At 48.3% G+C, this 25,239-nt stretch carries 16 protein-coding genes; 14 read left to right on the top strand and 2 right to left on the bottom strand.

All coding sequences use genetic code 11. The features are described from left to right. Window positions 1-110 precede the first annotated feature (110 nt). From MHI43_RS31755 to MHI43_RS31725, 7 genes are all read left to right on the top strand, one after another. A complete protein-coding gene (locus tag MHI43_RS31755; RefSeq protein WP_015738072.1) occupies window positions 111-1,061 on the top strand; it encodes a sugar ABC transporter permease in 951 nt (316 codons plus the stop codon). 29 nt (window positions 1,062-1,090) lie between these two features. After that, a complete protein-coding gene (locus MHI43_RS31750) occupies window positions 1,091-1,927 on the top strand; it encodes a carbohydrate ABC transporter permease (protein ID WP_015738071.1) in 837 nt (278 codons plus the stop codon). Then, window positions 1,924-2,688 (top strand): Cof-type HAD-IIB family hydrolase, encoded by a 765-nt coding sequence (locus MHI43_RS31745; RefSeq protein ID WP_036659529.1) that lies wholly within the window; start codon window positions 1,924-1,926, stop codon window positions 2,686-2,688. The genes MHI43_RS31750 and MHI43_RS31745 overlap by 4 nt, the downstream gene beginning before the upstream one ends. Before the next feature lie 222 nt (window positions 2,689-2,910). After that, a complete protein-coding gene (locus MHI43_RS31740; RefSeq protein ID WP_036659527.1) occupies window positions 2,911-4,017 on the top strand; it encodes an SGNH/GDSL hydrolase family protein in 1,107 nt (368 codons plus the stop codon). Between the two features lie 116 nt (window positions 4,018-4,133). Continuing rightward, window positions 4,134-10,175 carry a CehA/McbA family metallohydrolase gene (locus MHI43_RS31735; RefSeq protein WP_036659526.1) on the top strand — a complete coding sequence of 2,014 codons (6,042 nt, stop codon included), beginning with the start codon at window positions 4,134-4,136 and terminating at the stop codon, window positions 10,173-10,175. Between the two features lie 429 nt (window positions 10,176-10,604). Beyond that, window positions 10,605-16,604: a DUF5979 domain-containing protein gene (locus MHI43_RS31730; RefSeq protein WP_036659525.1), complete on the top strand. Its 6,000-nt coding sequence runs from the start codon at window positions 10,605-10,607 to the stop codon at window positions 16,602-16,604. Between the two features lie 18 nt (window positions 16,605-16,622). Next, the gene (locus MHI43_RS31725; RefSeq protein WP_015738066.1) at window positions 16,623-17,402 is read left to right on the top strand and encodes a class B sortase; all 780 of its coding nucleotides are present in this window, start codon (window positions 16,623-16,625) and stop codon (window positions 17,400-17,402) included. A 253-nt stretch (window positions 17,403-17,655) separates the two neighbouring features. Here MHI43_RS31725 and MHI43_RS31720 read toward each other — a convergent pair whose 3' ends face one another. Beyond that, a complete protein-coding gene (locus tag MHI43_RS31720; RefSeq protein WP_235201608.1) occupies window positions 17,656-18,033 on the bottom strand; it encodes a MarR family transcriptional regulator in 378 nt (125 codons plus the stop codon). Between the two features lie 251 nt (window positions 18,034-18,284). Here MHI43_RS31720 and MHI43_RS31715 point away from each other — a divergent pair, with 251 nt between their 5' ends. The 5 genes from MHI43_RS31715 to MHI43_RS31695 all read left to right on the top strand — a co-directional run bounded on the left by MHI43_RS31715 (window position 18,285) and on the right by MHI43_RS31695 (window position 22,036). Then, window positions 18,285-19,205 carry an alpha/beta fold hydrolase gene (locus tag MHI43_RS31715; RefSeq protein ID WP_036659522.1) on the top strand — a complete coding sequence of 307 codons (921 nt, stop codon included), beginning with the start codon at window positions 18,285-18,287 and terminating at the stop codon, window positions 19,203-19,205. A gap of 215 nt (window positions 19,206-19,420) precedes the next feature. Then, window positions 19,421-19,927 carry a MerR family transcriptional regulator gene (locus MHI43_RS31710; protein WP_015738063.1) on the top strand — a complete coding sequence of 169 codons (507 nt, stop codon included), beginning with the start codon at window positions 19,421-19,423 and terminating at the stop codon, window positions 19,925-19,927. Beyond that, window positions 19,924-20,373 (top strand): SRPBCC family protein, encoded by a 450-nt coding sequence (locus MHI43_RS31705; RefSeq protein WP_036659521.1) that lies wholly within the window; start codon window positions 19,924-19,926, stop codon window positions 20,371-20,373. Before MHI43_RS31710 ends, MHI43_RS31705 begins: the two co-directional genes overlap by 4 nt. Continuing rightward, complete coding sequence (locus tag MHI43_RS31700; RefSeq protein WP_036659519.1) at window positions 20,370-20,810, top strand: SRPBCC family protein; 441 nt, start codon at window positions 20,370-20,372, stop codon at window positions 20,808-20,810. Before MHI43_RS31705 ends, MHI43_RS31700 begins: the two co-directional genes overlap by 4 nt. A 647-nt stretch (window positions 20,811-21,457) precedes the next feature. Next, window positions 21,458-22,036, top strand: a complete 579-nt coding sequence (locus tag MHI43_RS31695; protein WP_015738060.1) for a TMEM175 family protein — start codon at window positions 21,458-21,460, stop codon at window positions 22,034-22,036. 52 nt (window positions 22,037-22,088) lie between these two features. Here the strand turns inward: MHI43_RS31695 and MHI43_RS31690 are convergent, their stop codons facing one another. Continuing rightward, window positions 22,089-23,540, bottom strand: a complete 1,452-nt coding sequence (locus MHI43_RS31690) for a DHA2 family efflux MFS transporter permease subunit (protein WP_036659517.1) — start codon at window positions 23,538-23,540, stop codon at window positions 22,089-22,091. 167 nt (window positions 23,541-23,707) lie between these two features. Between MHI43_RS31690 and MHI43_RS31685 the strand changes: the two genes are divergently transcribed. Both MHI43_RS31685 and MHI43_RS31680 read left to right on the top strand, forming a co-directional pair. After that, window positions 23,708-24,262, top strand: coding sequence for a TetR-like C-terminal domain-containing protein (locus MHI43_RS31685; protein ID WP_036659515.1), 555 nt, complete (start codon window positions 23,708-23,710; stop codon window positions 24,260-24,262). A 198-nt stretch (window positions 24,263-24,460) separates the two neighbouring features. After that, complete coding sequence (locus tag MHI43_RS31680) at window positions 24,461-25,237, top strand: AAC(3) family N-acetyltransferase (protein WP_036659513.1); 777 nt, start codon at window positions 24,461-24,463, stop codon at window positions 25,235-25,237. Window positions 25,238-25,239 lie beyond the last annotated feature (2 nt).

Genomic DNA, 25,239 nt, shown 5'->3' with positions numbered 1-25,239 from the left:
CTCCTCCGTTTTAACTTCTGCGACCCCATAGGCTACACGCTGAAAATGACTAATAGTACGTGTTCAAAAAGTCGGATTTTCACTTCCAGTAAGATAGGAGTTGATCTCTCGTGTCTGATTCAACCGCTGTGAAGACACCAAGGCCCTCTGTGCTGCGCAAACTGGGTCTTGATAAAGCGAATACGCAGAAGTGGATATTTCTGTTCATAGCCATTGTGCCTCCCTTTGGCGGATATTTGCTTTTCACGTTGTTTCCGAACATTTTATCCGTTTATTATGCGCTGCTTAATTGGGACGGGTTTACGGATGCAACGTTCGTCGGGGTGTCCAATTTCGTCAACGCATTTCAAGATAAATACGTGTGGCGCGCGCTTACCCACAACTTGATTTTAATGATAACGGTGCCCTTCTTTGTTATTATCATCTCTTTGATACTTGCCTATTTAATTACAAATAAATCGTATAAAGAAAATAAGTTTTTGAAGATATTGTTTTTCTTTCCGAATGTTTTATCTACGGTCGTAGTCGCGCTCCTCTGGGCTTTTATTTATGACGGATCGTACGGTTTGCTGAATGGGCTACTAAAGTTCATTGGCATTGATACCGGTAATTTCTATTGGTTGGGCAATGAAAATACGGCGCTTGCGTCGATTATCCCGGCATGGGTATGGGGCGGCGTCGGCTTGTACGTCATTATCTTTGCCAATGCGATGCTGGCGATTCCAAAGTCATTGTACGAGGCGGCGATTCTTGAAGGGGCCGGACATATGACGCGTTTGTTTAAAATTACAATGCCGCTTGTTATGCCCATTATTCGGGTCAGCGCTTTGTTCCTGGTCGTTGGCACGATGAAGGGCTTTGAAATCATCCTCATTATGACAAATGGGGGCCCATTCGGGTCGACGGATGTCATCGGCCTCTACATGTTTAACTTGGCTTTTGGCGTAGAGTATCGGAATTACGGCTACGCTTCCGCAGTCGGTATGATCCTGTTCGTCATATTAGTAACGGCAAAGCTGTTAATCGATAAATTTGTGCCGAACAAAGGCTACGAGTATTAGTTTCCATATGAAGTTCGGAGGGATAAAGTTTGAAGGAAAAACGAACGTTTATGGACGTTGTGTGGCGTGTGCTGCTTTATGCTTGGTCGCTGACCATATTATTTCCTTTAGTCTGGGTTATCTATGAATCGTTAAAAAGCAATCCTGAGTTTTTTAAAGATATATGGGCGCTGCCTTCGGAACTAAGATGGCAGAATTATTCGAAGGCTTGGAATCAATACGGTTTTGGGCAATCACTCTTAAATACCCTTTATTATGTTGGCGGAAGTCTGGTGCTTGGGCTTTTCTTTACGACAATTAACGCCTATGCGCTTACTCGAATGCAGTTCAAAGGCAGAAAATTGATTTGGGGCTTGATTATGTTGTCCCTGTTCCTGCCTGGCATCAATGCGCTTGTACCCCAGTATGTCATTATGCGGGAACTGAGTTTGACCAATAGCTTGACCGGATTAATTCTTCTGTCCAGTCTGGGTGAAAGCGTGTTCTATCTTATGCTGCTCGGAGGGTTTATGAGCTCTCTGCCGATGGAGCTTGAAGAGAGCGCAACGATGGATGGCGCTACATTATTCCAAAAGTTTTGGCGTGTTATCGTTCCTTTGTCTACACCGGGAATTGTAACCGTTGGCGTATTCAAGTTCTTAGGGTTCTATAACAATTTCTTAGCGCCGTTTATCTATTTGAGCGATCCCAAGAAATATCCCATTGCGGTGCAAATGTATTCTGCGAATAAGCAAATGGAGTTTACTGCGGATTGGGTAACTTTGTTTGCCGGTGTAACCATTGCGATGGTACCGTCCATTATTATTTATATCCTTTTCCAAAAACTTCTTATGGAAGGCGCGACCATGGGGGCGGTGAAGGGATGAATACTGCAGAACAAGTGAAGGCGAAATATAAGCTGATTGCATTGGATCTGGACGGGACGCTTCTGACGGATGAAAAGCACATTACGGATGAGACCAAAAAGTGGCTTCAATATGCAGTAGATCAGGGTGTTAAAGTCATGTTCTCCACCGGGAGAGGCTTGCAAACTGCCAAGGGCTTTTGGGATGAGCTTGGGCTCGATTCCCCCATGGTGCTGCTCAATGGAGCAGAAGTTTGGGAGGGACCGGGCAGGCTTAAAAAGCGAGTCTTCCTCCCTCGGGACGCGGTCCGCGATATGCACGCCATTGCTGCCAAGCGGGGCGAGTGGTACTGGGGCTACAGCGTGGAAAGCTTGACGGGCGACAAGGATTGGACGCCGGAGATGTTCGAACGGGATTGGATGAAATTCGGCATTGGCAGTAATGATCAGCGGAAGCTTGCGGAAATTAAGGAAGAGCTGCTCAGTTGGGGCACGCTCGAGGTTACCCATTCGGCTCCTACTAATATGGAGATTTCAGTTAAAGGCATTACAAAGGAAAGCGGAGTGCGCGAGGTTTGTCAGACGTTGGGCTTCTCGATGTCCGATGTCATTGCTATGGGTGACAGTGATAATGACGCGAAGCTCCTGAAGGCGGCAGGTCTCGGTGTGGCGATGGCCAACGGTGAAGAGCATATCAAATCCATAGCGGACGTAATCACGGCTACCAACAACGAGGACGGCGTTGCTCAGGCGATTCGGAAATATGTATTCCAAATGGAGTAAACACAGCGAACGTATTTTAGAGGTTGTTCAAAAAGTCGTCTTTTGATAAGAAAACCCCTATCGAGGCCACTTCAAGGATGAGCGACCGCGATGCATAGGTAGGTTTTCTTGCGATATAGAATTTCATCAGTTCCACTGATGACTCATAAATTCTATATCTAACACGAAGGGAGTCAAGAAGTAATTCGGCATCGAATCTTGAAAGTGAGGGAGTAGAAATAGATGACCGTTCAATCGAAAGAGATAAACTTAGATCAACTGGGCGGAACGATATACCCGGAGACAACAAATGGCGAACAGTTGAGATGGCATTCTCCGCTGGAAGCGCCCTTTCACATCGCGGGCTTCCCTTGGCTTGCGCAGGATGGGATATACAGACGCCTGCCCTTGGCTTCCGGGGCTGTCTTGTCGCCCGCGGTTGATACGCTTGCTTATTGTACGGCAGGCGGACAAATTCGCTTTCGCACCAATTCTTCAAGGCTGGTCATAAGGGTACGTCTTGCCGGACCGGCCAATATGTATCATATGCCGCCTACAGGGCAGTGCGGGGTTGACTGCTATCTTGGAGAGCCGGGAGAGCAGAGCTTTATCACCACGGCTAGATTCAAACCAACGGAAAGTGAATATGAATCCCAGCTTTATCAGTGGGATTCAAAAAAAGATGTGGCCGTCACCTTAAATTTACCGCTCTATCAAGGGGTAGAAGAGGTGTGGATCGGTGTAGATAAGGATGCTGTCATAAGCGATGCACCTGCCTATGCTAGCAGTAGACCCGTTATTATATATGGAACTTCGATTACGCAAGGGGGATGCGCCTCCCGACCGGGTATGGCTTATTCTAATATTCTCAGCCGTATGATTCCGGTGGAGTTCGTCAATCTTGGCTTCTCGGGGAATGGAAAGGGCGAGCCGGAACTCGCGCATATCATGTCGGAAATCGATGATCCGGCTCTATTCATTCTTGATTATGAAGGGAATACGGGGGAGGCCGGAAACATCGCACGAACGCTGCCTGCCTTCATCCAAATTCTGAGAGACCGGCATCCAGAGGTTCCTATATTGGTAGTCTCCAGGATTAGTACTGCCGAAGACCAATTCTATATAGAGAGGAGGGATCTTAATGACCGCCGCAGGCTGATCCAGATCGAGAATGTGGAGCAGAGGCGGACAGAAGGAGACGCTAATATCCATTTCGTTGACGGTTTTAAGCTGCTGGGCGATGATTTCGTCAATGATTGTACGGTTGACGGAACACATCCAACGGACCTCGGATTTTTGCGCATGGCACAGTCGCTTGCACCTATCATTAAGCGATTGTTGAGACTGTGATGAACAAGACAGATGATATGAACAGCCTTCAGACTGCATTTTTTGGTTTAGGGGCTGTTTGTTTATCAGTCAGACACCTGTCTTACCATTTAAGCCGAAAAAGGAGAGGATTTTAATTGAAGTCCCAAAGAAGAAGTCTGCCTTTTATTGTGGTGGCTTGTATGATTGCGGGGGTTGTTAGTCTTTATTACGGCATTAATGTATTCGCGGCGTCTTCAGAGACAGAGAATGTTGTCTCTAAAAAAGATAGAGCTAAGTACTTAGGAAATTCATTGTTCAAAGGTCACATGCATTCCCATACTTCTCTCAGTGACGGGATATTGCTGCCTAATGATGCTTATAATTTTGTGAAAAGTAATACAGATTTTGATTTTTTTGCAGTGACGGAACACGACGTGACTTATGATATCAGTACGGGCAGTGACTTTATTACGAATGTTCAAGACTCTTATTCAGAAGAATACAAGCTGCTGCATGAGCAATCCGATGCTCACAATCGTGATCACGAATTTATTACGCTGCCGGGCACGGAAGTGACTTGGTATGATGAAGCGGGCCATATCAATTTATTTAATGCTCCATGGTTTGCAAGAACACATGGAGTAGGTGCGGATGGCACTTGGGGCTGGAGCGACATCAAATATGATCTGCCAACCTTTTACGCAAGACTTGCCCAAGATCCGAATGCGATTGCGCAATTTAATCATCCACGTTCGTCAGGAAATTGGAGTTTCAATGAATTTAAACACTATAACCGGGAAGTTGACAGAAACCTTAATCTGATCGAATACAAATCGTCCAATGATTTTGCAATCTATACCAAAGCATTAGATCGAGGCTGGCATGTTTCTCCCGTGTTTGGCGGGGACGAGCACAAAGGGAATTGGGGAATGGTTCAGCCCCATGTGACCGGTATGTGGGGAAAAAAGCTTACTAGAGAAGGCCTTTACGAGGCGATGCGAAACCACCGCACCTATGTATCATTTGATCGCAACTTAGAAATGGCGGTTTCAGCCAAAGGTCAGATGATGGGGTCGATTCTTCCGGCCAAAACAAAGAAAATTAATCTCAAGATACAGATAAGTGACCCTGATGCTAACGATGTGTTGGATAAAGTCGTTGTTTACAAAAACAGCGGTGAAATCATCAAGGAGTACGGCAATATTGCCGGCAATCAATTTAATCAGGAAGTATCCTTAGCGAGTAAAGATGGGGACTACTTCCTCGTAAGAGCTTTCCAAGTGGACGGTGAAGAGGCTATAAGTGCTCCAATATGGATTGGTGATGAGACGAGGGGCACGGTGCATGCGCCTGAAATTAAGGTTCATGGACAATATCCGGATACTATTAAGCTTGGGGATCAAGTAGAAGTGCTGGGCGCTTCGGCGACAGATCACAGCGGTCAATCTTTATCGGTGGAAGCCATCGTTCTAAATGATAAGGGAGAAGTGGCGGCTCTAAATCAGCATTTCAAGGTCGACATGTATGGAGAGTATTTCATTAAGTATGTAGCAACCGACGCCCAAGGAAATACGCGTGTTGAACTTATTCGAATCCTTGTTGATCAACAAAATCTGGATGCCGATAAAGTTCTAAATGAATTTCAGCCCATTGTTAATGTAGGTGGGAATGAACGTGAAGTAGGAATAAATTTGGTGACGGATAAGGCGTTAGAAACGTCATATGTTCAGTATAAACCGGAGTCAGAGGCGACGTGGGACAATGCGGAAGTGGTACAAGCGGGAGTCTCTTATTTTCAAGTCGCGTATGGCGATACATTTGCCAAAAGTAACTATCGCGTGCTTGCAGCTCATGAAGCGAATATAACAGGTCTCGACTTAGGGACTACGTATGACTATCGGTATGGAATGTCACCGACTGGACCTTGGAGCGACAGTTACAGCTATAGGACCGCGCCAGCTTCAGAGGAAGCCGTTATGTATGTGATGGGGGATCTTGGCGTTCCGGATCGAAATCCGGAAAGCTTCCAGCTCTTTAAAAATATGCTGGACGTTCTGCAGGAGAAGAATTCAAACGGACAGACGGTGATTCAAGTCGGAGACTTGGTCGAGAACGGCGGCAATATGTATGCATGGGATGATGTGTTTAGCAACATTTACAACAATGATATGGGTCTAGTTTCTGCTCACATTGTCGGGGACCGTGAACGTGCGACGGAGCGGAAATTCGGGCCATTCTCCGGGTTTTTCAACCTGCCGAAGAATGGCGAAGGCAGTTACCGGGAAACGAATTATTCGTTTGATTATGGCGATATGCACATTGCTGTTCTGAATTCCGTGGTGGATTTCGACAAGCAGCTGTCATGGCTGGAAAAAGATTTGCGGGCAACCGACAAGAAGTGGAAAATCGTGATGGGACACTATCCTTATTATGGCGGCCAATCAGGTGATGAGACCGGTATGGAAATGATGAGAGTGAAATTGTCTCAAGCCTTTGAACGGCTTGGTGTCAGTCTGTACATTGGCGGTCATGATCATGTGTATAAACGGACAACCATACGAAACGGTGTAAAAGATATATCGGAAGAAGCGATGAATCTAGGTACAACTTTTGTGACAGTTGGTTCATCAGGTCCAACGTTCTATGATAACAAATCGTTTGACTGGGATCATATCGTATATGATGAAAATAAGCAGACGGGTGTTATTTTAGAATCAAACGATCAATCTCTTACGTTGAAAGCCTACAACAGCGACGGTGATGAAATTGATTCATTTACGATGAAACAACCTGCAAATTATATGAACTTAACAAGCGCAATAATAGAAAATAACGTCTTGAAGGGCGTCGGGGTCCTGAATTACCCGAGCTCCCTTGAACGTGTCACCGTTATCGGGGAAAAGCGGGATCATACAGGTGAACAGCTGCTGGAAACGGTTATTCAAGAAGCAACGCTAGAACATCTCGGACGTGAACAAATCATCTTATTTGACAATCCTCTTGCATTTGGCGATGAACATACGATCGTCGTAAGAGTGGTTAATAATCCAATCGATCAAGAGCCGTTAACGGAACCGTTAATAGCTAAAGAAGGCATGCTGGGCGATGGTTCGGAAGGCAACCCCTATCAAATCAAAAGTACCAGTGGACTCAATAAAATGCATGAGTTCCCGGACAAACATTTTATTTTAGCTCAAGACATTGACGGTAATGGCATGTTTTTTGAAGCCATTGGCGCGAATGGCACTCCATTTACGGGTACGTTTGATGGGCAAGGGCATACGATTACAGGTGTTATGGTCTCCTCGGGCGGCGCCGGTCTCTTTGCTATTAATGAAGGGACGATTCGTAATGTAGGAATCACCAATGCCGATATTGATGTTCGCCGAAGTAATATTGGGATCCTGGTTGATCAGAATGATGGGATCGTGGAATATGCCTACAGTACCGGATCTATTCGAGGTAATTCTACAGTTGGCGGTCTTGTGGGCTACTCGAACGGTATCGTTAGAAACAGTTATTCAACAGCTCGAGTCCATGCACGAGGCAAGCAAGCCGGCGGCTTGATCGGGATTACGAATCGGGGGAGTACAACAGAACAGGTCTATGCAACCGGAGCCGTAATAGCAGAAGAATCAAATGCTGGCGGCATCAGCGGATACGGATATAACCATACGGTTATTCGAAATAGTATGGCATTAAATCCATCTATTGTTACAGGTACTGCATCGAATCGAATTGTCGGCAGAGTACTAGCTGGGGAGACGGCAACTTTAGTCAATAATTACGCTGATGAAAATATGTTTGTTAGCAGTGAGAACGTTACGGTGAATGATCCGAACAATGAGAAAGGACAGGGGGTCGGTGCAGAAACATTCACGGAGCCATCTTTTTTCACTGAGACTCTCGGTTGGGATTTTGATACGATCTGGATCTGGAATGAAGATGCCAAACGTCCATTACTGCAAAGTAATTTGGAACAAATTGACGAAGATCATATTCCGAAGCCGAAGCTTGATCGGAATGAAGATGGGTACTACATCATCCGTTCAATTCAAGAATTAAAGACGATATCCGAATTCCCAAATGAAAATTATATATTGGAGGATGATCTTGATTTTGAAGGGCGGCTATTTGAACCTTTATTTAAAGCGACGCCATTCCTTGGCACGTTTGATGGGAACAATAAATCCTTAACCAATTTTAAATCAGAAAATGGCGGCTTATTTCATCTCAATGGCGGAACCATTAAAAACATAGCTATGGTAGATGCAAGCGTCACTGGCGGAAGTAATATCGGCATACTCGTTAACACGAACAACGGAACGGTAGAGAATAGTTATGTCACGGGCTTAATCGAAGGATCCAGTACCGTGGGCGGTCTAGCGGGCTATTCCAATGGCATCGTGAGAAACAGCTATTCCACGGCAGATGTAACGGCCCAGCTGAACCAAGCTGGCGGTCTAATCGGAATTACGAACTCAGGCAGCTTAACGGAAAACGTGTATGCATCCGGGGCCGTCCAGGCGCTTAGAAGCAACGCAGGCGGAGTGACTGGCTACGGTTATAATGATACGGTTGTTAGAAACGTGATTGCTCTTAACCCTTCCGTCGTGACGCCGACGATGGCGAACCGAGTGGTAGGACGAGTCCTTGCCGGGCATACGGCAACGCTTCAGAATAATTATGCGTTCGATGGCATGATTGTGGATAAAGAAGGCGAGAGTAATGCCGCTGCTGACAACAGAAAGGGTTTTGGGCTTTCTCAGCAGCAGGTTGAAGACCCTAACACGTATACCGATCGACTGAACTGGGATTTTGAGTCGGTTTGGATGTGGAATGATGCTTTAAAGCGTCCGGTATTGAGCAGTAACCCTGAAGAGGCAAGCGAGCCTGTCGTGCCTTTGGAAAGAAATGAAGCTGGTTATTACCGAATCAAGTCCATTGCTGATCTGAATGTTATGGAAGCCTTCCCGGCAGAAAAGTATATTTTGGACCATGATTTGGATTACGCAGGACAACCGGCTGAGTCACTTTTTAAAGATGTTTCGTTCACCGGTGTTTTGGATGGCGACGGGAAGAAAATAGTCAACTTTAATTCCTCGAGCGGCGGCTTAGTCCATCTTAATGGCGGAGTGATTAAAAATATAGCCATGATCGATGCCGGCGTCACTGGCGGGAGCAGAATAGGCATACTCGTCAACACGAACAATGGCGAGATAGAGAATAGTCTTTCAACAGGCTCCATTACAGGCTCCAGCACAGTAGGCGGCCTAGTGGGCTATTCTAATGGCATTGTAACAAATAGCTATTCTACCGCAGATGTAACCGCTCAGGTAAGTCAGGCCGGCGGCCTAATCGGAATTACGAACTCGGGCAGCCTAACAGAAAACGTGTATGCGTCTGGAACCGTTCGAGCGATGACGAGCAATGCGGGCGGAGTGACTGGATACGGATACAATGATACGGTCGTCAGAAATGTCATAGCCCTCGGCCCTTCGGTTACGGCGCCAACGATGGCGAACCGGGTGATGGGACGAGTTCTTGCGGGGCACACCGCCACGCTCGAAAATAATTATGCGTTTGACGGCATGATGGTGAATAAAGAAGGTGTCACTGAGGGAGCATTAACAACCCTTAAAGGATTAGGGCTGTCTGAAACTGAAATAGAGACTCCATCCACCTATACGGACAGATTAGGGTGGGACTTTAACGCTGTTTGGAGATGGGACGGTATTGTTAAACGGCCTGTTTTACAATCGGTATCAGAAGGCAACGAAGTGGAATTGGTTACTCTGACTGAGCTTGAATTCGAAGGGCCTGCTGTACTGGTCGTTGGAGAGAGTGCTCATACGGTGACTACCGCAGTATATAGTAATGGAAGTCGTGAAAAGGTAGACACAAACATTATCTACACAAGCAGTGATCCAAGTATAGCGGAGATTAGCGCTAGCGGTGTAGTAACAGCCAAGTCGGAAGGAACCGTGCTCATTACGGCAGAGTATGATGGCTTGATTGCATCCTATGAGCTAAAAATCTCGGCTCAGAAGCAAATCGATATGGAGGGGGGCGTGGATGCGGAAGTCACGCTTCCACTCACTTCTTCAGCCTTAGTAGGAACGGGAGAGCGGGGGATCGCGAACCGGATGCCGCACCCTCCTGCCTTCATGGCGGGAGCAAGCCATGAGATCGTTTGAACGGCACCATAAGTATTAGGCAGTTGAATGAAATGAGTCCGGTAATGATACGGGCTCATTTTCTTTTATCTCCGCAAGTAAACTTATTACTTTTTGAACAAGCCTCCGTTCCGATAACTGAGATCGTTTCAGGAATATCCTCCCTCATGATAACCCTCCCAATCTATTATTGAGATTTGTAAAGAGAGGCACTTCTTCACATTGTAGAGATTTTGTAGAGATTAGGTTTTTAAACTATGAAAAAGAAAGTGTGGAAATTCGGAATAAGGGAGGAGGTATAAAAGGAGGGAACTCCGCAAGATTTCGATGATGCAAAGGGCTGCTGGGATTAAGCAAACGGAAGATGTCTACTCGACTTGAGCGTAATCGGGTCGATGATCTTACTGTCGCTAAATTTCAGCAGTTTCGGGAATGGAGGAGAAATGTTTCTTGAAACGAAAACGCAGTATAGGTAAAGCAATACTCTCTTTATGCTTGGCAATCATGCTTGTCTTGCAGACGGTGGCATTCTCTGTCACTGGATATGCGGATAGCGCGCCAAGCGATTCCGGGCCGGCGGCTGTTATCGAAGCGGATTTGCCGAGCGCGGACGAACCGACGTCAGTAACTGAGGCAGTGTACGATGTGCCGAACAATTCTTTAGTAAAGACGGCGGGCCCGACGGACAAAACGGTGTTGTTCATGGATGCCAATTCAATCTTTCCGCTGAAGGTGACGCAGGGAACCGACATTGCTCCGGGCGGTACGATCCAGGGCCGACAGGCATTTACCCTCAAATCAGAGGGCCTTAAGGTGCCCGTGAATGGTGATGACGCTGATCCGACTAATGCGGATCCAAACCTATACATTCAGAAGGGTGACTGGATCGAACTAAAAAGGGATGACTACTTCGCGGAAGTGGTATTGCCAACAGCTACCAAACCTTTGATGGCAACAACTGAAACGGGTCAGAAGCAGCTTGGCATCGCTTATTTCACCCCTAATAGCATCAAGATTGTATTTAATGGCGACGATGTGTTTTTCAATGGTATTGGACGAGCGGTTACCTTTGGCTTTGAAACCACTGCCAATTCGGATGTAACGGGCATGAACTACGGCGATACAAAGCCTATCTCGATTTTCGGGGGAGCGTATGAGCTAAAGAACCCGGATGTTACGCCCGCGTACAGTATCAACTTGACAGGAAACAACTGGCCAAAGAATGGGAGCTGGACTTGGTGGTATGTGACCGTCCCAGCCTATCAAGATGGTTATTTGACCTTCCAGGCTACTCCATCCTCTTTTGATGTGCTTGATGCAACAATGAAGTTGCCGGTAGATGGACTGACGTTCTATACGAAGCCTTCCGACTACCGTATGGTCTATGTCCCGGGATCCTTCACGGTAAACGGCACTAAGGTAGACCCGAACATTGATGTAGATGGCAGTCTGAGCTACATCTTCCCGGCAGGAACGGGAGTGGACCCTAAGGTCGAGTATCAAGCATGGTTTCATAAGGATCTGTATTATAAAGAGTATCGGGGCGTGGCAATCGATCCCGGTCGAAATGGCGGACAGCGTTTTGACCCAAAAGTTGAACTGAGGGATACGAGTGCTGACGTTAAAGCCAGTGCAGTACGGGAAACGTGGGTTGCACCCGACTGGATTCAAGCATCGGGCTCTTATGACCATCCGAATGAAACCATTACATGGAAGGTCGCGGTTAACCAGTATAACAAAAAAGGGTTAAAAGACTTTACTATCACCAATGTATTGCCTGCTGGGCTGGACTTTTTATCAGCTGAATGGCAGACATGGGAGGATGGCGCTTCACCTGGAATAACACCAATTACACCAGATTCGAACGGCGTTTATTCCTTTGGGCATATTAATGGTAGAGTAGAATTAGTGATTAAGAGCAAGGTAACAAGCGGCTCCAGCTTCAGAATAGATCCTCGTGCCAACTGGAATTTGAATACGCCAGATGGCATACAGAACAACGATGTCGTGACCGGTACAAGACCTAACGCAGTGACGGATGAGGCAATTGTCAACATCGGCGCGCACACGTTTGCAAAAACAGGCTCTATTTCGATGGAGGATTATAACCTGGGCGGCATCACATGGACCGTTAATCTAACGCCACAGTATGCCCTGCCTAATGCGGCGGTATATGATGTGCTGGTGCATGACGGAGATTTGAGCGTCTTGGACAACGCTGTGGATGAAACCGGCGAGGTGAGCGCGGAAACGATTGCAAAAATCAAAGGAAATGTGAATTCCGCGCAGCTTTGGAAAAAGTACCATAAAGGAACCTTAAAGACCAATGCAACCGGCCTGACCATGAAGGCTATTCCTTTAACCGTGAACGGTAAAGTGGTGGCGGATTTGATCAAGGTGACCGGATACACCGATAAAGCTGCATCTTTCAGCTTCCGTGCACTTGAGACCAACCCAGACATCCTCTTCAGGCAGGATATCAACGCAGGGAAAACAAGCTGGAATCGGGCTTTGCTCATTGACGGCGACACCGTAAAACAAGCGCAAAACAGCACCAACCTGCATCTGCGTATGCTGAACAAGGATATGCTCTTTGCGTCAAAGCCATTGCAAGCAGATGGTACGCCTGAAAATGTTAGCCCGAATAACGTTAGCAGTTATATTAGAAACGATAACAATGAAGCATGGACGATTTCTGCCTATGACAGGACAACCAAAACGGTCACTTTCCGTTTAGGGGTAAATATGCCTGGATATAACACAGAGGAAATGGCTAAGGACGGCGATCGAGTCATCAGCAATATCAAGCTAGTGGACACACTGCCCGAAGGCTGGGAATTCGTGCCGTTTTCTGAAGGTAAGGATTTTGAGCTTTGGAAAGGATATTCGGACAATGGTTCAGGTACAGAATATGGTGTTAGAAACGATGCCAGAACACTTATTGAACCAGGTACCAGTGCTCATGTAGTAAGTTTTTCCCATAATGGAAACGAGGGAACGTTCACCTTCTCTAAATTGGAAAGCCCATATGTCATTTTAGTAAAGGCTAGACCTTCCAATGCGGCTCTGGAGAAATATTTGGAGGAATACACCGCCAACGGCGTAGACAAGCAGGTGCTGTATAACAAAGCCGACCTGCACATGACATGGGGCGGCGTGGAGAAGGTCCTTACTGAACAGCGCAAAGTTATTGTACCTATTCAGACCCTGGGCAAGTCGGTAACGAAGCCAGTTCCAGGCGTGCTGGAATGGACGGTGAACTATACCCCGCCATTCAACATGACGCAGGGCGTTTATTTGCAGGATACCCTAGGTGCAGGTATGAACCTGCGCTATGAAGAAAACGGAAAGCTTGTGCTGACAGCGCCTAGTATGGCAGTCTATCCTGCTAAACTGTCTGCCAGCGGTGCTTTGGAACGAGAGGGCGCAGCGCTGGACCTCAGCGACCCGAATGGTGAAGTTCAAGTAGAAGCTGCACCAGGCGCGGGAGGCACCACGGTTCTCCTATTCAAAATGAAAGACCCTAATAAGTTTTACCAGTTTGTGTACCAAACTGAGGTTGATCCGTCTAAAGCGAAAGCTGGCGACAAAATGGGCAACGAGGTAAAGCTGATGGGCGATGATAAGCTGAAAACGGTCAGTGCCAAAAGTGAAAGCACGCTGGACAATTCAGACGTAGCCGGCAGTTCAAGCTCCAATGCCCTGCTCCCCCTGAAAAAGGTAGATCCCGATGGTAAGCCGCTGCAGGGCGTACAATTTACACTGTACAAGAAGAGCGATGGAACGAAAGTTGCAGAAGGAACAACCGATAGTGGAGGGAAGCTTAATCTGCTGTTCCCGGATCCGGGTTATTACGAGCTGAAGGAAACCTACATTGATCTGAATACCTGGCTGCCGATCACCCATGTGTATCAAGTGTATGTAGGAAATACGCCAGGCAAGCCTATTTGGGTAGATGGAGTAAAAGTAACCTCCGATAATCCGCTGGTCGTGCCTACGCCGGCCCAGGGTAAGCTGACCATCAGCAATAAGGTGGAAGGCAACGGCAGCGATGCTTCCAAGGATTTTGAATACACCGTGACCTTCACCGGCGAAGGCAAGGACGAAGAGTACACCTATAAGAAGTCGGATAATACGTTTGGCACGATCAAGAGCGGAGGCAAGTTTACCCTCAAGCACGGGGAATCTGTGACGCTCCCGACATTGCCTGCGGATTTGGTCTATACCGTAACCGAGGCCGATTATACGACCGTTGATGGTTATATCACCACGCCGGGGACCAGAGAGCTGTCCGGCACAATCGAGAATAAAGGCGATCATAAGGCGGACTTCATCAATGAACGGACCGTCAACAAGCTGACCGTCAGCAATACGGTCATGGGCAACGGCGGCGACAAGACGAAGGCGTTCGAGTACACCGTCACCTTTGAAGAAGCAGGCAAGGATGGAAGCTACGCGTATACGAAGTCGGATGGCGCGACGAGTACACCGGGCACGATCAGGTCCGGCGAATCCTTCACACTTAAGGATGGAGAGACGCTGGAAATTGTAGGACTGCCTAAGGATCTGAAATACACGGTGACGCAGAAGGACTACACAACTGACGAATACGTGACCACGCCTAAGGAACGGCAGTATACCGGGGTCATGGTGGGGAAAGATGAAGTTGCCCCGTTCACAAATGTGCGAGTTATCGAAGGCAGCCTGCTTATCAGCAACACGGTTAAAGGCAAAGACGACGACAAGTCGAAGCCGTTCCAGTACACGCTCACCTTCACAGGTGAGGGATCGGACAAATCCTACGCCTATGAGAAATCGGACGGCAGCAAGGGAATAATCACGAGCGGGGATACCTTCGAGCTTACCGACGGCCAGACGCTCGTTATAGAAGGTCTTCCGACGTATCTCAAGTATACGGTGACCCAGGATGATTATTCGAAGAACGGCTATGTGACGGATCCTGAGAGTCTCGAACACACAGGCACCATTCCGGAGAAAACATTGGCAGAGGCACACTTTGAAAATACTCGCCCGTATCTGGAAGGCGTGCTGCGTGACAACAACACAGGAGAAGTCATTCCGAATGCATCCATCACGGTGACCAATCTGAAGACAGGTGAGAAGCAGACGATTCAGACGAGTGAGAAGGGTGAATATTTCGTCCCTGCCGAGGCGGACACCGACTATACGATCACGTATACGAAGGTGTATACGGTAGGCGGAAAAGATGTGCCTATCGAGTTCACGCAAAAAGCAAATGTGGATGGCAACGTGAAAGACGAGACCGTTCCGGCGGTCATAACGGCGGTAGGGATCGTTCTGTTCAAGCAGTTGGATGGGACAACAGAGCTATTCAACGATTCGTTCACCAGCCAGATGCGTATCTATTTGAAGGACAAGGACGGCAATTATATTCAGGAGAACGGTCGTCCTAAGGCGTTCCCGCTGGCTTCGAACGGCACCTTCTCCATAGAAGACGAAGAGCTGAGCGCGCAGCAGTACACCATGGAAGTTCGCTATCAAGCTGAAAACGGCGAGGAACTGCTCTTCAAAGTGACGCAGCTTGACGTGAAGGCTAACGGAGAGCTGAATATTTCCGAGGCATTGGTCGACCCTTACGGTACGGTTTATGATGAAACGACAGGAAATGCCACCACTGGCAAGAAAATTGCTGGAGCCAAAGTTACGCTGTATTATGCGGATACGCAGCGGAATAGAGATAACGGCCGCATTCCGGATACGAAAGTAACGCTCCCTCCGGTTCCGAATTTTGCGCCGCATGACAACAAGAGCCCGGAGCAGGAAAGCGACGCCAATGGCTTCTATGCATACATGGTGTTTCCTGAAGCGGATTACTATCTGATCGTAACGAAGGACGGATACGAGACGCACAGGAGTGATACGATTTCTGTCGATTTTGACATTGTAAGATACGACGTGCCAATGAAGCCGATAAAAACCGGCGGCGGACCGGGCCCTGTTAACCCAGCCCCAGAGCCAGAGAACCCAGGCCCTGTTAACCCAGCCCCAGAGCCAGAGAACCCAGGCCCTGTTAACCCAGCCCCAGAGCCGGAGAATCCAGGCCCTGTCAACCCAGCTCCAGAGCCGGAGAATCCGGGCCCTGTCAACCCAGCCCCAGAGCCGGAGAATCCGGGCCCTGTTAACCCTGTTCCAGAGCCGGAGAATCCAGGCCCTGTCAGCCCTATTCCTGACCAGCCTGGTAATTCCGAGCCTGGCAACGTCAACAATGGGAATAACAACGACAACGTGCCTGATGTCAGCGACTTGGCCGATAAGGGTGCGGGCAATGGAATTAACGAGCTGGACGATGCTCCGAAAACCGGAGACAACAGCGTGTCGCCAATCTTCTATCTGGCTTTGGCGCTGATGTCCTTGATGACGATCGGGCTCTGTCTACTCGGTAACAAAAAGAAAACGCACATCCAGTGACCGGAAAGGCGGTAAGAAATGAGCAAAACCAAAAAAATTCTTATCGCCGTTTCTTTCCTTGTATTGGTATTTTCGCTCTTTAATTTTTCGAGAACTCTCTTGCGGGATTATGCGGAGCAGCAGAAAATCGAAGAGCTGGCAACAGCTTGGGAGGAAGGGTCGGACAAAGGCGGAGGGGCTGCATCCCCCTCCGTTTTGTTCAATAAGGCGAATGAGCCGGTCATGCTTCCCGAATTTCGAGAGCTTTACGAGAGGAACTCGGACATCGTCGGCTGGCTGAAGATGGACGGCACCCGAATTGAGTACCCGGTCATGCAGAATCCACAGGATGCGGATTACTATCTCAATCATGATTTCGATAAAAAGGAAAACCAAGGCGGCCTCCCCTTTTTGGACGCGCATAGCCGGACCAATGGTTCGGACATTTTGCTGATTCATGGCCATCACATGAAAAGCGGCTGGATGTTTAAAGATTTAATGAAGTACAAGAACGAAAGCTTTTATAGAGAGCATGCCACGTTCCAGTTCAGCACGCTTTACGAAAAGGAAGAGTATGAGATTGTTGCCGTCATTCTGTCACAAGTTTATCGCAAATCGGACGACGTTTTTAAATACTACCAGATTGAGAATGTAAGTACGCCCGCCGAGTTCGATTCGTATGTTCACAACATCAAAAAACTCGCTCTTTATGACACGGGCGTAACAGCCCGGTATGGCGACAAGCTTATTGTACTGTCCACGTGCGAGTACTCGACCGAAAACGGCCGGTTAGCGGTGGTCGCCCGAAAGCGTTTATGACGATGTTGAAACAGGAAATCAAGTTGTTTTATATCGCGTTCTTCCCTTGGAGGACGCGGTTTTTTTTGCCCGGAAGCAAAAACGGAATCGACGCACAAGCGCACAATAACGTCTACTAGGCGGAATACCAGCGTACTGTCGATATGGGCGAAGTATGTGGATAAAAAATGAAAGAACCCTCCAAACCTGGAGAGTTCTTTTCTTTCATTGAGTACCGATCCACTTATCCACTTCATGAATCTTAAAAACGCGGTCATGTCGACGGGGCTTCACAAGACGCTGAAGACCCTGATTTTGTCCTTTCCGCAAGCTTCGTAATCGACTCAATGTCTTGATCCGTTAATTGGTCAAGGAAATGTTTGCGTATTGCCTTGGAGACTATGGGACGGGCATCATCCAATGCCGATTTTCCGGCGGGAGTGATGACGACTTGGACACCACGATCCGTGTCTAATGGTTTCCTCATCACAAGTCTGCGTTTTTCCATTCGCGTCAGATGATGTGACAATCGACTCTTATCCCATTTCATCGAGTCGGCCAATTCCTGTTGGCGAAGGCTTCCGTTCCCCAAGAGGTCTAACCGATCCAAAACTCCATAATCACCCTCTGATAGTCCTGTATGCTCAGACATCTCTTTTATTACCCGACCGAAAATGCTCTGAAAGGAGCCTTTCCACATGTGCCATATTCGCATTTCTTCTTCGTTCAGCTCGTTCTTATCCATAGGAACATCATAGCATGGTTGACGTGTCAACTACAATGTGTTATCGTTGCTATGGTTGACACATCAACCTGAAAATTCGGTTTATATCAGGATACTGCTTGACCGCTTCTTCCCGGCAACGGTTGGGCCAATCTTTCTCCAAGAAAGGAACATTTATTATGGAAATCAACATTAGTGTATCTGCTCCGGTCATCTCGGTGAAACCGGTAGTTCTATCGGCCCCTGGGCGCGGCGAGGATTTGCAAGTGCGAGTGTCTGCGCCCGCGGAAGGAAGTGAATTGCCTATTATTGTGTTCTCGCACGGCTTTGGCTGGTCGCTGGACGGCTACGGCCCATTGGCCGACTACTGGGCTGCTCACGGCTTCGTGGTCATTCAACCCACTCATCTCGACTCGAGGACGCTGAACCTTCCTCCTGAAGATCCCCGTACGCCACAGATCTGGCGTTTCCGAGTCGAGGATCTGAAGCGCATCCTCGATCAGCTTGACGTTATCGAGGCTTCCGTTCCCGGTCTTAGTGGGCGCCTCGATCTGAGCCGCATCGCCGCTGCCGGACACTCCTGGGGAGGCCAGACGGTGAGCATGCTGCTCGGCGCGCGAGTCCTCGATCACAACGGCGAGCCGGGAGAGGATACGTCCGACTCGCGCATCAAGGCGGGCGTACTGCTCGCCACGACTGGCAAGGGTGGAGCTGACTTGAGTCCGTTCGCGGCACAGCACTTTCCCTTCATGAATCCGAGCTTCGCGGAGATGAGCACGCCGACCCTCGTGGTGGCGGGGGACCATGACCAGTCCAGACTGTCCACTCGGGGGCCGGACTGGTTCACCGACCCGTACTACCTGAGCCCGGGCAGCAAGAGCCTGCTCACTCTCTTCGGGGCAGAGCACTCGCTCGGCGGGATCTCCGGTTATAGCGTCGCGGAGACGACGGATGAGAGCCCCGAACGAGTTGCCTTGATCCAGCGTCTCACGTTGGCTTACCTTCGCAACGCACTCGACCTTGAAGATTCCAGCTGGCCGGCAGCTTGTACAGCTCTGGAAGAGAGCGCCATCCCGCTGGGGCGGATTGAGTCCAAGTAAGGGAAGTAGAAAATGAGATAAACAGCCTTTGCTAACACTGGGAATTAGCAAAGGCTGTTTCTATTCTGGAGGATTGTCACAAGCTTGTACTATTCAAAATTAGAACGTCCAAAAATTCTGGCAGAGCGTCACGATTTCACTTGAACCTTACGTAACGTAATGTTTTACAATAGAGCTACCGGTACATAGCTAGCGCCAAAGAGTGGAGATGGTTCATGAAGAGACATTGGAAGGTCGGGGATCTGGCCAAACTGACGGGGCTTACCGTCCGAACCCTTCGGTTTTATGATCAAATCGGGTTGTTCTCTCCGTCGGGGCAAACGGAATCCGGCCACAGGCTGTACAATGAATCGGATTTGTCGCGTTTGCACCAGATATTATCGCTTAAGGAGCTGGGATTATCTCTGGAGGAGATTAAATCGGCCTTGAATGGCGGGCAGATTAGTCCGCTTGAGATCGTGGAACTGCAGATCGACCAAATCAAAGAACAGATTAAACTGCAGCAGAAACTATTGGAGCAGCTAAGATATGTATCCAAGCTTATGCAGGGCAAGGCGGAATTAACGGTTGAAGATTTCACGAGCCTTCTGCAGGCGATGAAGATGAGATTTGAGAAACCGGTCATTGAGCGGCAAACGGGTTGGGAGCGACATTTGGACCTGTTGGGAGATTTTCTTGCCGAAGAGAATGGAATTTCGAAACATAAGGAGGAAAATGAATGAACGAACGATTCGTCAAGCATGGAACCTTCGTCGTAGAACGGATTTATGCGGCTACACCGGAGAGGGTTTATCAAGCATGGGCCGACCCGATTGCTAAAGCCAAGTGGTTTTCGAAGCCGGAGATCTTCGATTTCCAGGTTGGGGGACGGGAGTACAGCCGCGGCGGGCCGCCGGAAGGGCCGGTCTTTACCTTCGATGCCAGCTACCAGGAGCTTGTTCCAGAGCAGCGTATTGTCTATACGTACACATTGGATTCAGGTGACGTACGTGTCTCCGTCTCGATCACAACGGTCGAGCTTATCAAGGTAGAGGGTGGTACGAAGTTGATTTTCACAGAGCAAGGTGCATTCTTTGACGGACACGATACGCCAGAAATACGGGAACACGGGACTAACATCATGTTGGAGACACTGGGCAAGGTAGTAGAAGGGGAGGTAGGAACATGACCATAGGTGAGAATGAATTTATCGCTTCGCGCGAGTACGATGTCCCGCAGGAGATTGTGTATCGGGCATGGACAACCCCTGATTTATTAGCAAAATGGTGGGGGCCCAAAGGCTTCAGCAATACGTTTCACGAGTGCGATATGAGGCCGGGAGGTACGTGGAAGTTCACCATGCACGGACCGGATGGCGTGGATTATCCTAACCATAATGTCTTTGTTGAGTTCGTGCCGACGGAGCGGATCGTGATTGATCATCTAAACGTTCACGAATTTCGGGTGACGGCTACCTTTGAGGGCTTCGATGGCCGCACCAAGGTCACCTTCCGTCAACGTTTCAAGAAACAAGAGGATTTTGAAAAAGCTAAGCCCATCTGCGTAGAAGCTAATGAACAGCTGCTTGACCGACTTGGCAAGGTGCTGGCGGAATTGGCCGACTAGCTTTGTAAAAGTGATATCGGCATTGACCCGAAATGACTGCTGCCTAGGTGATGACTCTAAAATGGTCGCCGTTCACGATCCCTGCCGGGGAATCGGACGGCGATTTTTGTTTTAGTAACGGAAGGCACCGGTAGAGATCTGTAGCGCCTATCAAGGCGGATCTTCCTTTGCTGATTTCTCCGTCAGCTGAGCCGTGAGCACAACCGAATTTGAATGCTCTCGCTTAAAGTCGGGTATCGAAGAATTATATAACCGATATTAGCCGGCTATCGCAACCTTCAGTCGCTACTTGTTAAAATATATTCACTTAGTTTGGTAAGAAATGTTGACCATCTCGCTTGAAATTCGGGGTCAGTCGACTCGACTCCAGTAATGATGTTGGCAATATTGCTGAAGATAGTGGGATACGTCGTTAGAGCGGTTAATGCCAGTGCTAGAAGTTCAGGCTCAAGCTCTTGCGGTACAATCCCCTTTTTCTTTTGATCCTTCCAATAAGCTGTATAGGATTGAAGGGCGAGCTCGGACGGGTGGTCATGATTTATTGTTCGCCGACCTGAAAATTCAGGTGAAAAGTAGGTAGACTCAGGACAAACGATCTCTATAATGGAATAAGAGACATATGTTGCGAGGGGAAAAGGTGAGACGATTTGAAAGCAAATCGGATGGAAGCATTCAGCGATGGCGTGTTGGCCATTATTATTACGATCATGGTGCTGGAATTCAAAGTGCCGGAAGGCCATGACTGGCATGCGCTAGTCGAGCTTGGCCCCAAAATAATTAGTTATATTTTCAGTTTCGTCTATGTCGGCATCTACTGGAACAATCATCATCACCTGCTGCATATGGTTCGAACGATGAACGGAAGGTTGATGTGGCTCAACTTGCTGCTCCTATTCTGGCTATCCCTTGTGCCTTTCACGACAGCTTGGATGGGGGAAAGCCATTTTGCACCTACACCCACGGCGCTGTACGGGATCATTCTATTCCTAGCTGCGCTCTCGTACTGGCTGCTTCAGCGCATGATTATGAACCAGCATTCCGGCGATTCCTCATTCGTTGGAACGATGGGTAAAAATCGGAAGGGGAAACTCTCTCCTTTACTCTACTTGACGGCGGCCTTGACCGCATATGTGAGTGTTTGGATATCCGGCTTCTTTTTCGTACTTGTTGCCGTAATCTGGTTCATGCCCGATAAGCGAATCGAGCATGCCCTGAGAAGCCAATAAGAAAGACTCTTCGATTCTCGCATGTGGGCGGGCTTCGAAGAGCTTTTTTGGTTTATAGCGCTTGCTTTTGTTCGATCCTGGTTTTACTTTTCATCGGCATAAATAATGTGATAACTAACGCGATGACGGCCAGGATCATCATGAAGGAATAGGCGTCGCTTGCCCCTAAAATGGAAGTAAGGGATTTAAGGAGCTCAGCAGTCGTTGTAGGATTGTTCTGCATCACATCAGCTGCATGGCTGGTTGCTTGCACGGTATAAATCGTGATCACAACGGCAGTACCAATGGCGCCGGCTATTTGGCGAACGGTATTGTTCACCGCGGTACCGTGCGTACCGAGGTGTTTGGGCAGCGCATTGAGACCGGCCGTATTGAGCGGCATGGTAATGAAGCTTAATCCGATCCGCAGGCCAATGGTACGAATCATCAAATACATATACGTGGTCGACTCAGATAAATCTGTTACCGCCCACATGGATGGAATAATAAACAGCAAACCAATGATGAACAGCGGCCTCGCACCGAATCGGTCGTATAACCTGCCGGTGACGGGTGACATCAGCGCATTGACAACCGCACCCGGCAATAAGAGCAGTCCTGCATCGAATGCCGTAAAACCACGACCATCCTGCAGATAAATAGGCAGTAAGATCATGTCCGCGTACATCAACATCGTGACTAATACGTTAATTAGGGACGTTAACGTAAAGATTTTGTTTTTGAAGACAGATAGGTTCAACAGGGGATCATCGGACTTGACTTGTCGCATACAGAATATGGCCGTGACCACGATCCCGATGCCTAAGGACAGGATGACCATGGCATCGTCCCAGCCTTTACTGCCTGCACTGCTGAAGCCGTATAAAATAAAGCCGAATCCGATGGTTGATAGAAGAACGCTTCCCACATCAAGCTTTGACTTGGCCGTTTCGGAGACATTGACCAAATATTTGAATGCCAATGCGATGACCATGATGACAAGTGGGATGAGACCGATAAATAACCACCGCCAAGAGTGGTATTCGACAATAAATCCCGCGAGCGTCGGCCCAATGGCCGGAGCGAAAATCATGGCCAGTCCCAGCAGCCCCATAGCACTGCCGCGTTTTTCAACGGGAAAGATGGCGAGCACAACACTCATCATGAGGGGCATCACGATTCCTGCACCGGCTGCTTGGACCATCCGTCCTAACAAGAGCACAACAAAGCTTGGCGCCGCCGCGCAGATGACTGAACCGATCAATAAAAACGACATGGCGCTTATAAATAATTGCCGCGTGGTAAAGCGTTTCATTAAATAGGCCGTAATCGGGATCAATATCCCGTTGACCAGCATAAATCCCGTTGAAATCCATTGGACGGTGGCTGCCGTGACATCAAATACATCCATTAGATTGCTTAAGGCGACATTTAACAGCGTTTGATTGAGCGTGGATAAGAAACAACCAAGGATTAAGATGGTTAGTAATATCCCTTTATTTATGTTCTTTATGTCTTCTTGCATGGCTGCGGTCCTCTCTTCATTGCTTTTTCGACACAGTGTCAATAAAATATATCTTAACAGCATTGAAGCGTGATTCCTATTTACAATTCTGCTGAAACTGTCGACTAAACGACAGTATGGGAAGATCGGTCGATGAAGTGCCAAATAAACGATAATCGAGGGATGACATGCCTGAACATAAAAGAGTGGATCCACGAGCCGTTCGCTCCAAAAAGCTGCTGAAACAGGCCGTTTTTTCATTACTGGCCGACAATCTGGAAGTCTCTCAATTGACCGTCCAAAAAATTGCAACCCGCGCAGAGCTAAATCGCGCCACGTTTTATTTGCATTATGAGGATATTAATGATTTGCTGCGCCAGATCGTGCATGAGATCTTTGACGACCTGTCCATGAAAGTCGAGCCGCTATTACAAGTGAAGAGCAGAAACGAGCGGGAGCAGCTAATTACATTTTTAAATTATTTTTATGAATACCGGAACATTTTCGCCGTGTTGGTTGAGCATATGGGCTTCAAAACCCACTTGTCGAACCTATTGAAAAACACGATAGAACAACGCAGAGACGCAAGAAACATCCATTCCACAAGTCGGGTTGCCTCCGTTGATATTGTGGCCTCATCACTTCTGGGGATTATTATGTGGTGGATTAAGGATGGTACCGAGCATAGCGCAGAATACATTGCGGATCAGATTACCTTGATGTATAGAAGAAAGTATTTGTAACCGATGAGGCGCAAGAGGTAAAGCTTGGAACGTTAGAACCAACGTGCATTCATTGCAAATATTCCCAGTTCTCTATATCATGGACGTATCGTATGTAAAAGCCTATAAAAGGAGATACATCCGCGGAACTGCACTGGGAAATCATCGAAAAATATTAGTGACAGCCAGTTTAGATATCCTGGCCGGGAGGAGAAGAACATGCATACTTGGGAAAGCTTAATGAAGCAATTAGAGCAGCTGGGCATTGACGGAAAAGGGACCTTGCTGGTCCATTCTTCCATGAAGAGCATGGGGCCGGTCGAAGGCGGCGCGGACACGGTCCTCGATGCGCTGACAGCGTATATGAAAGAAGGGCTGCTGGTGCTGCCCACCCACACGTGGTCTTATATCAATGCGGATAATCCGAAATTTTACGTGGACCAATCCCCATCCTGCGTCGGAATCCTGCCGGAGCTTTTTCGCAAACGTCCGGATGTGGTGCGTTCGCTGCACCCCACGCATTCCGTGGCGGCACTGGGCCAGGATGCCATCCCGTTCACAAACGACGACCATCGTTTCGACACGCCATGCGCTAGAGGATCCGCTTGGGGCAAGCTGCTTGACCGCAAGGCGACGATTATGTTAGTAGGTGTTGATTTAAAACGCAACACCTTTATTCATGGAGTTGAGGAGTGGGTGGACATCCCGGGCAGGTTAACGGATGGCCATGAGAAGCTGTACACGGTTTTACCGGATGGAACGGAGATCCCGGTGCCTTCCCGCAGACATTGCGGGTTGTCGTGGTCGGAGCATTTTTGGAAGGTCGATGAGGTCCTGGAAAGTCGGGGCGCGATGTATAAGGGGCATCTTGGCGATGCCGTCGTCCGGGTATGCGATGCGGCCGCGGTGGCCGATGTCATAACGGAAATGCTCAAGGACAATCCGGATTTGTTCTCGGATAATCATCCCTTGGACCAAACCATGCATAACGTTTAGAC

Source organism: Paenibacillus sp. FSL H8-0457 (genome assembly GCF_038051935.1).
Classification (GTDB): domain Bacteria; phylum Bacillota; class Bacilli; order Paenibacillales; family Paenibacillaceae; genus Paenibacillus_AQ; species Paenibacillus_AQ lautus_A.
Note: the sequence above shows the minus strand (reverse complement) of the source record. Positions and strands in the feature narration are given on the sequence as shown.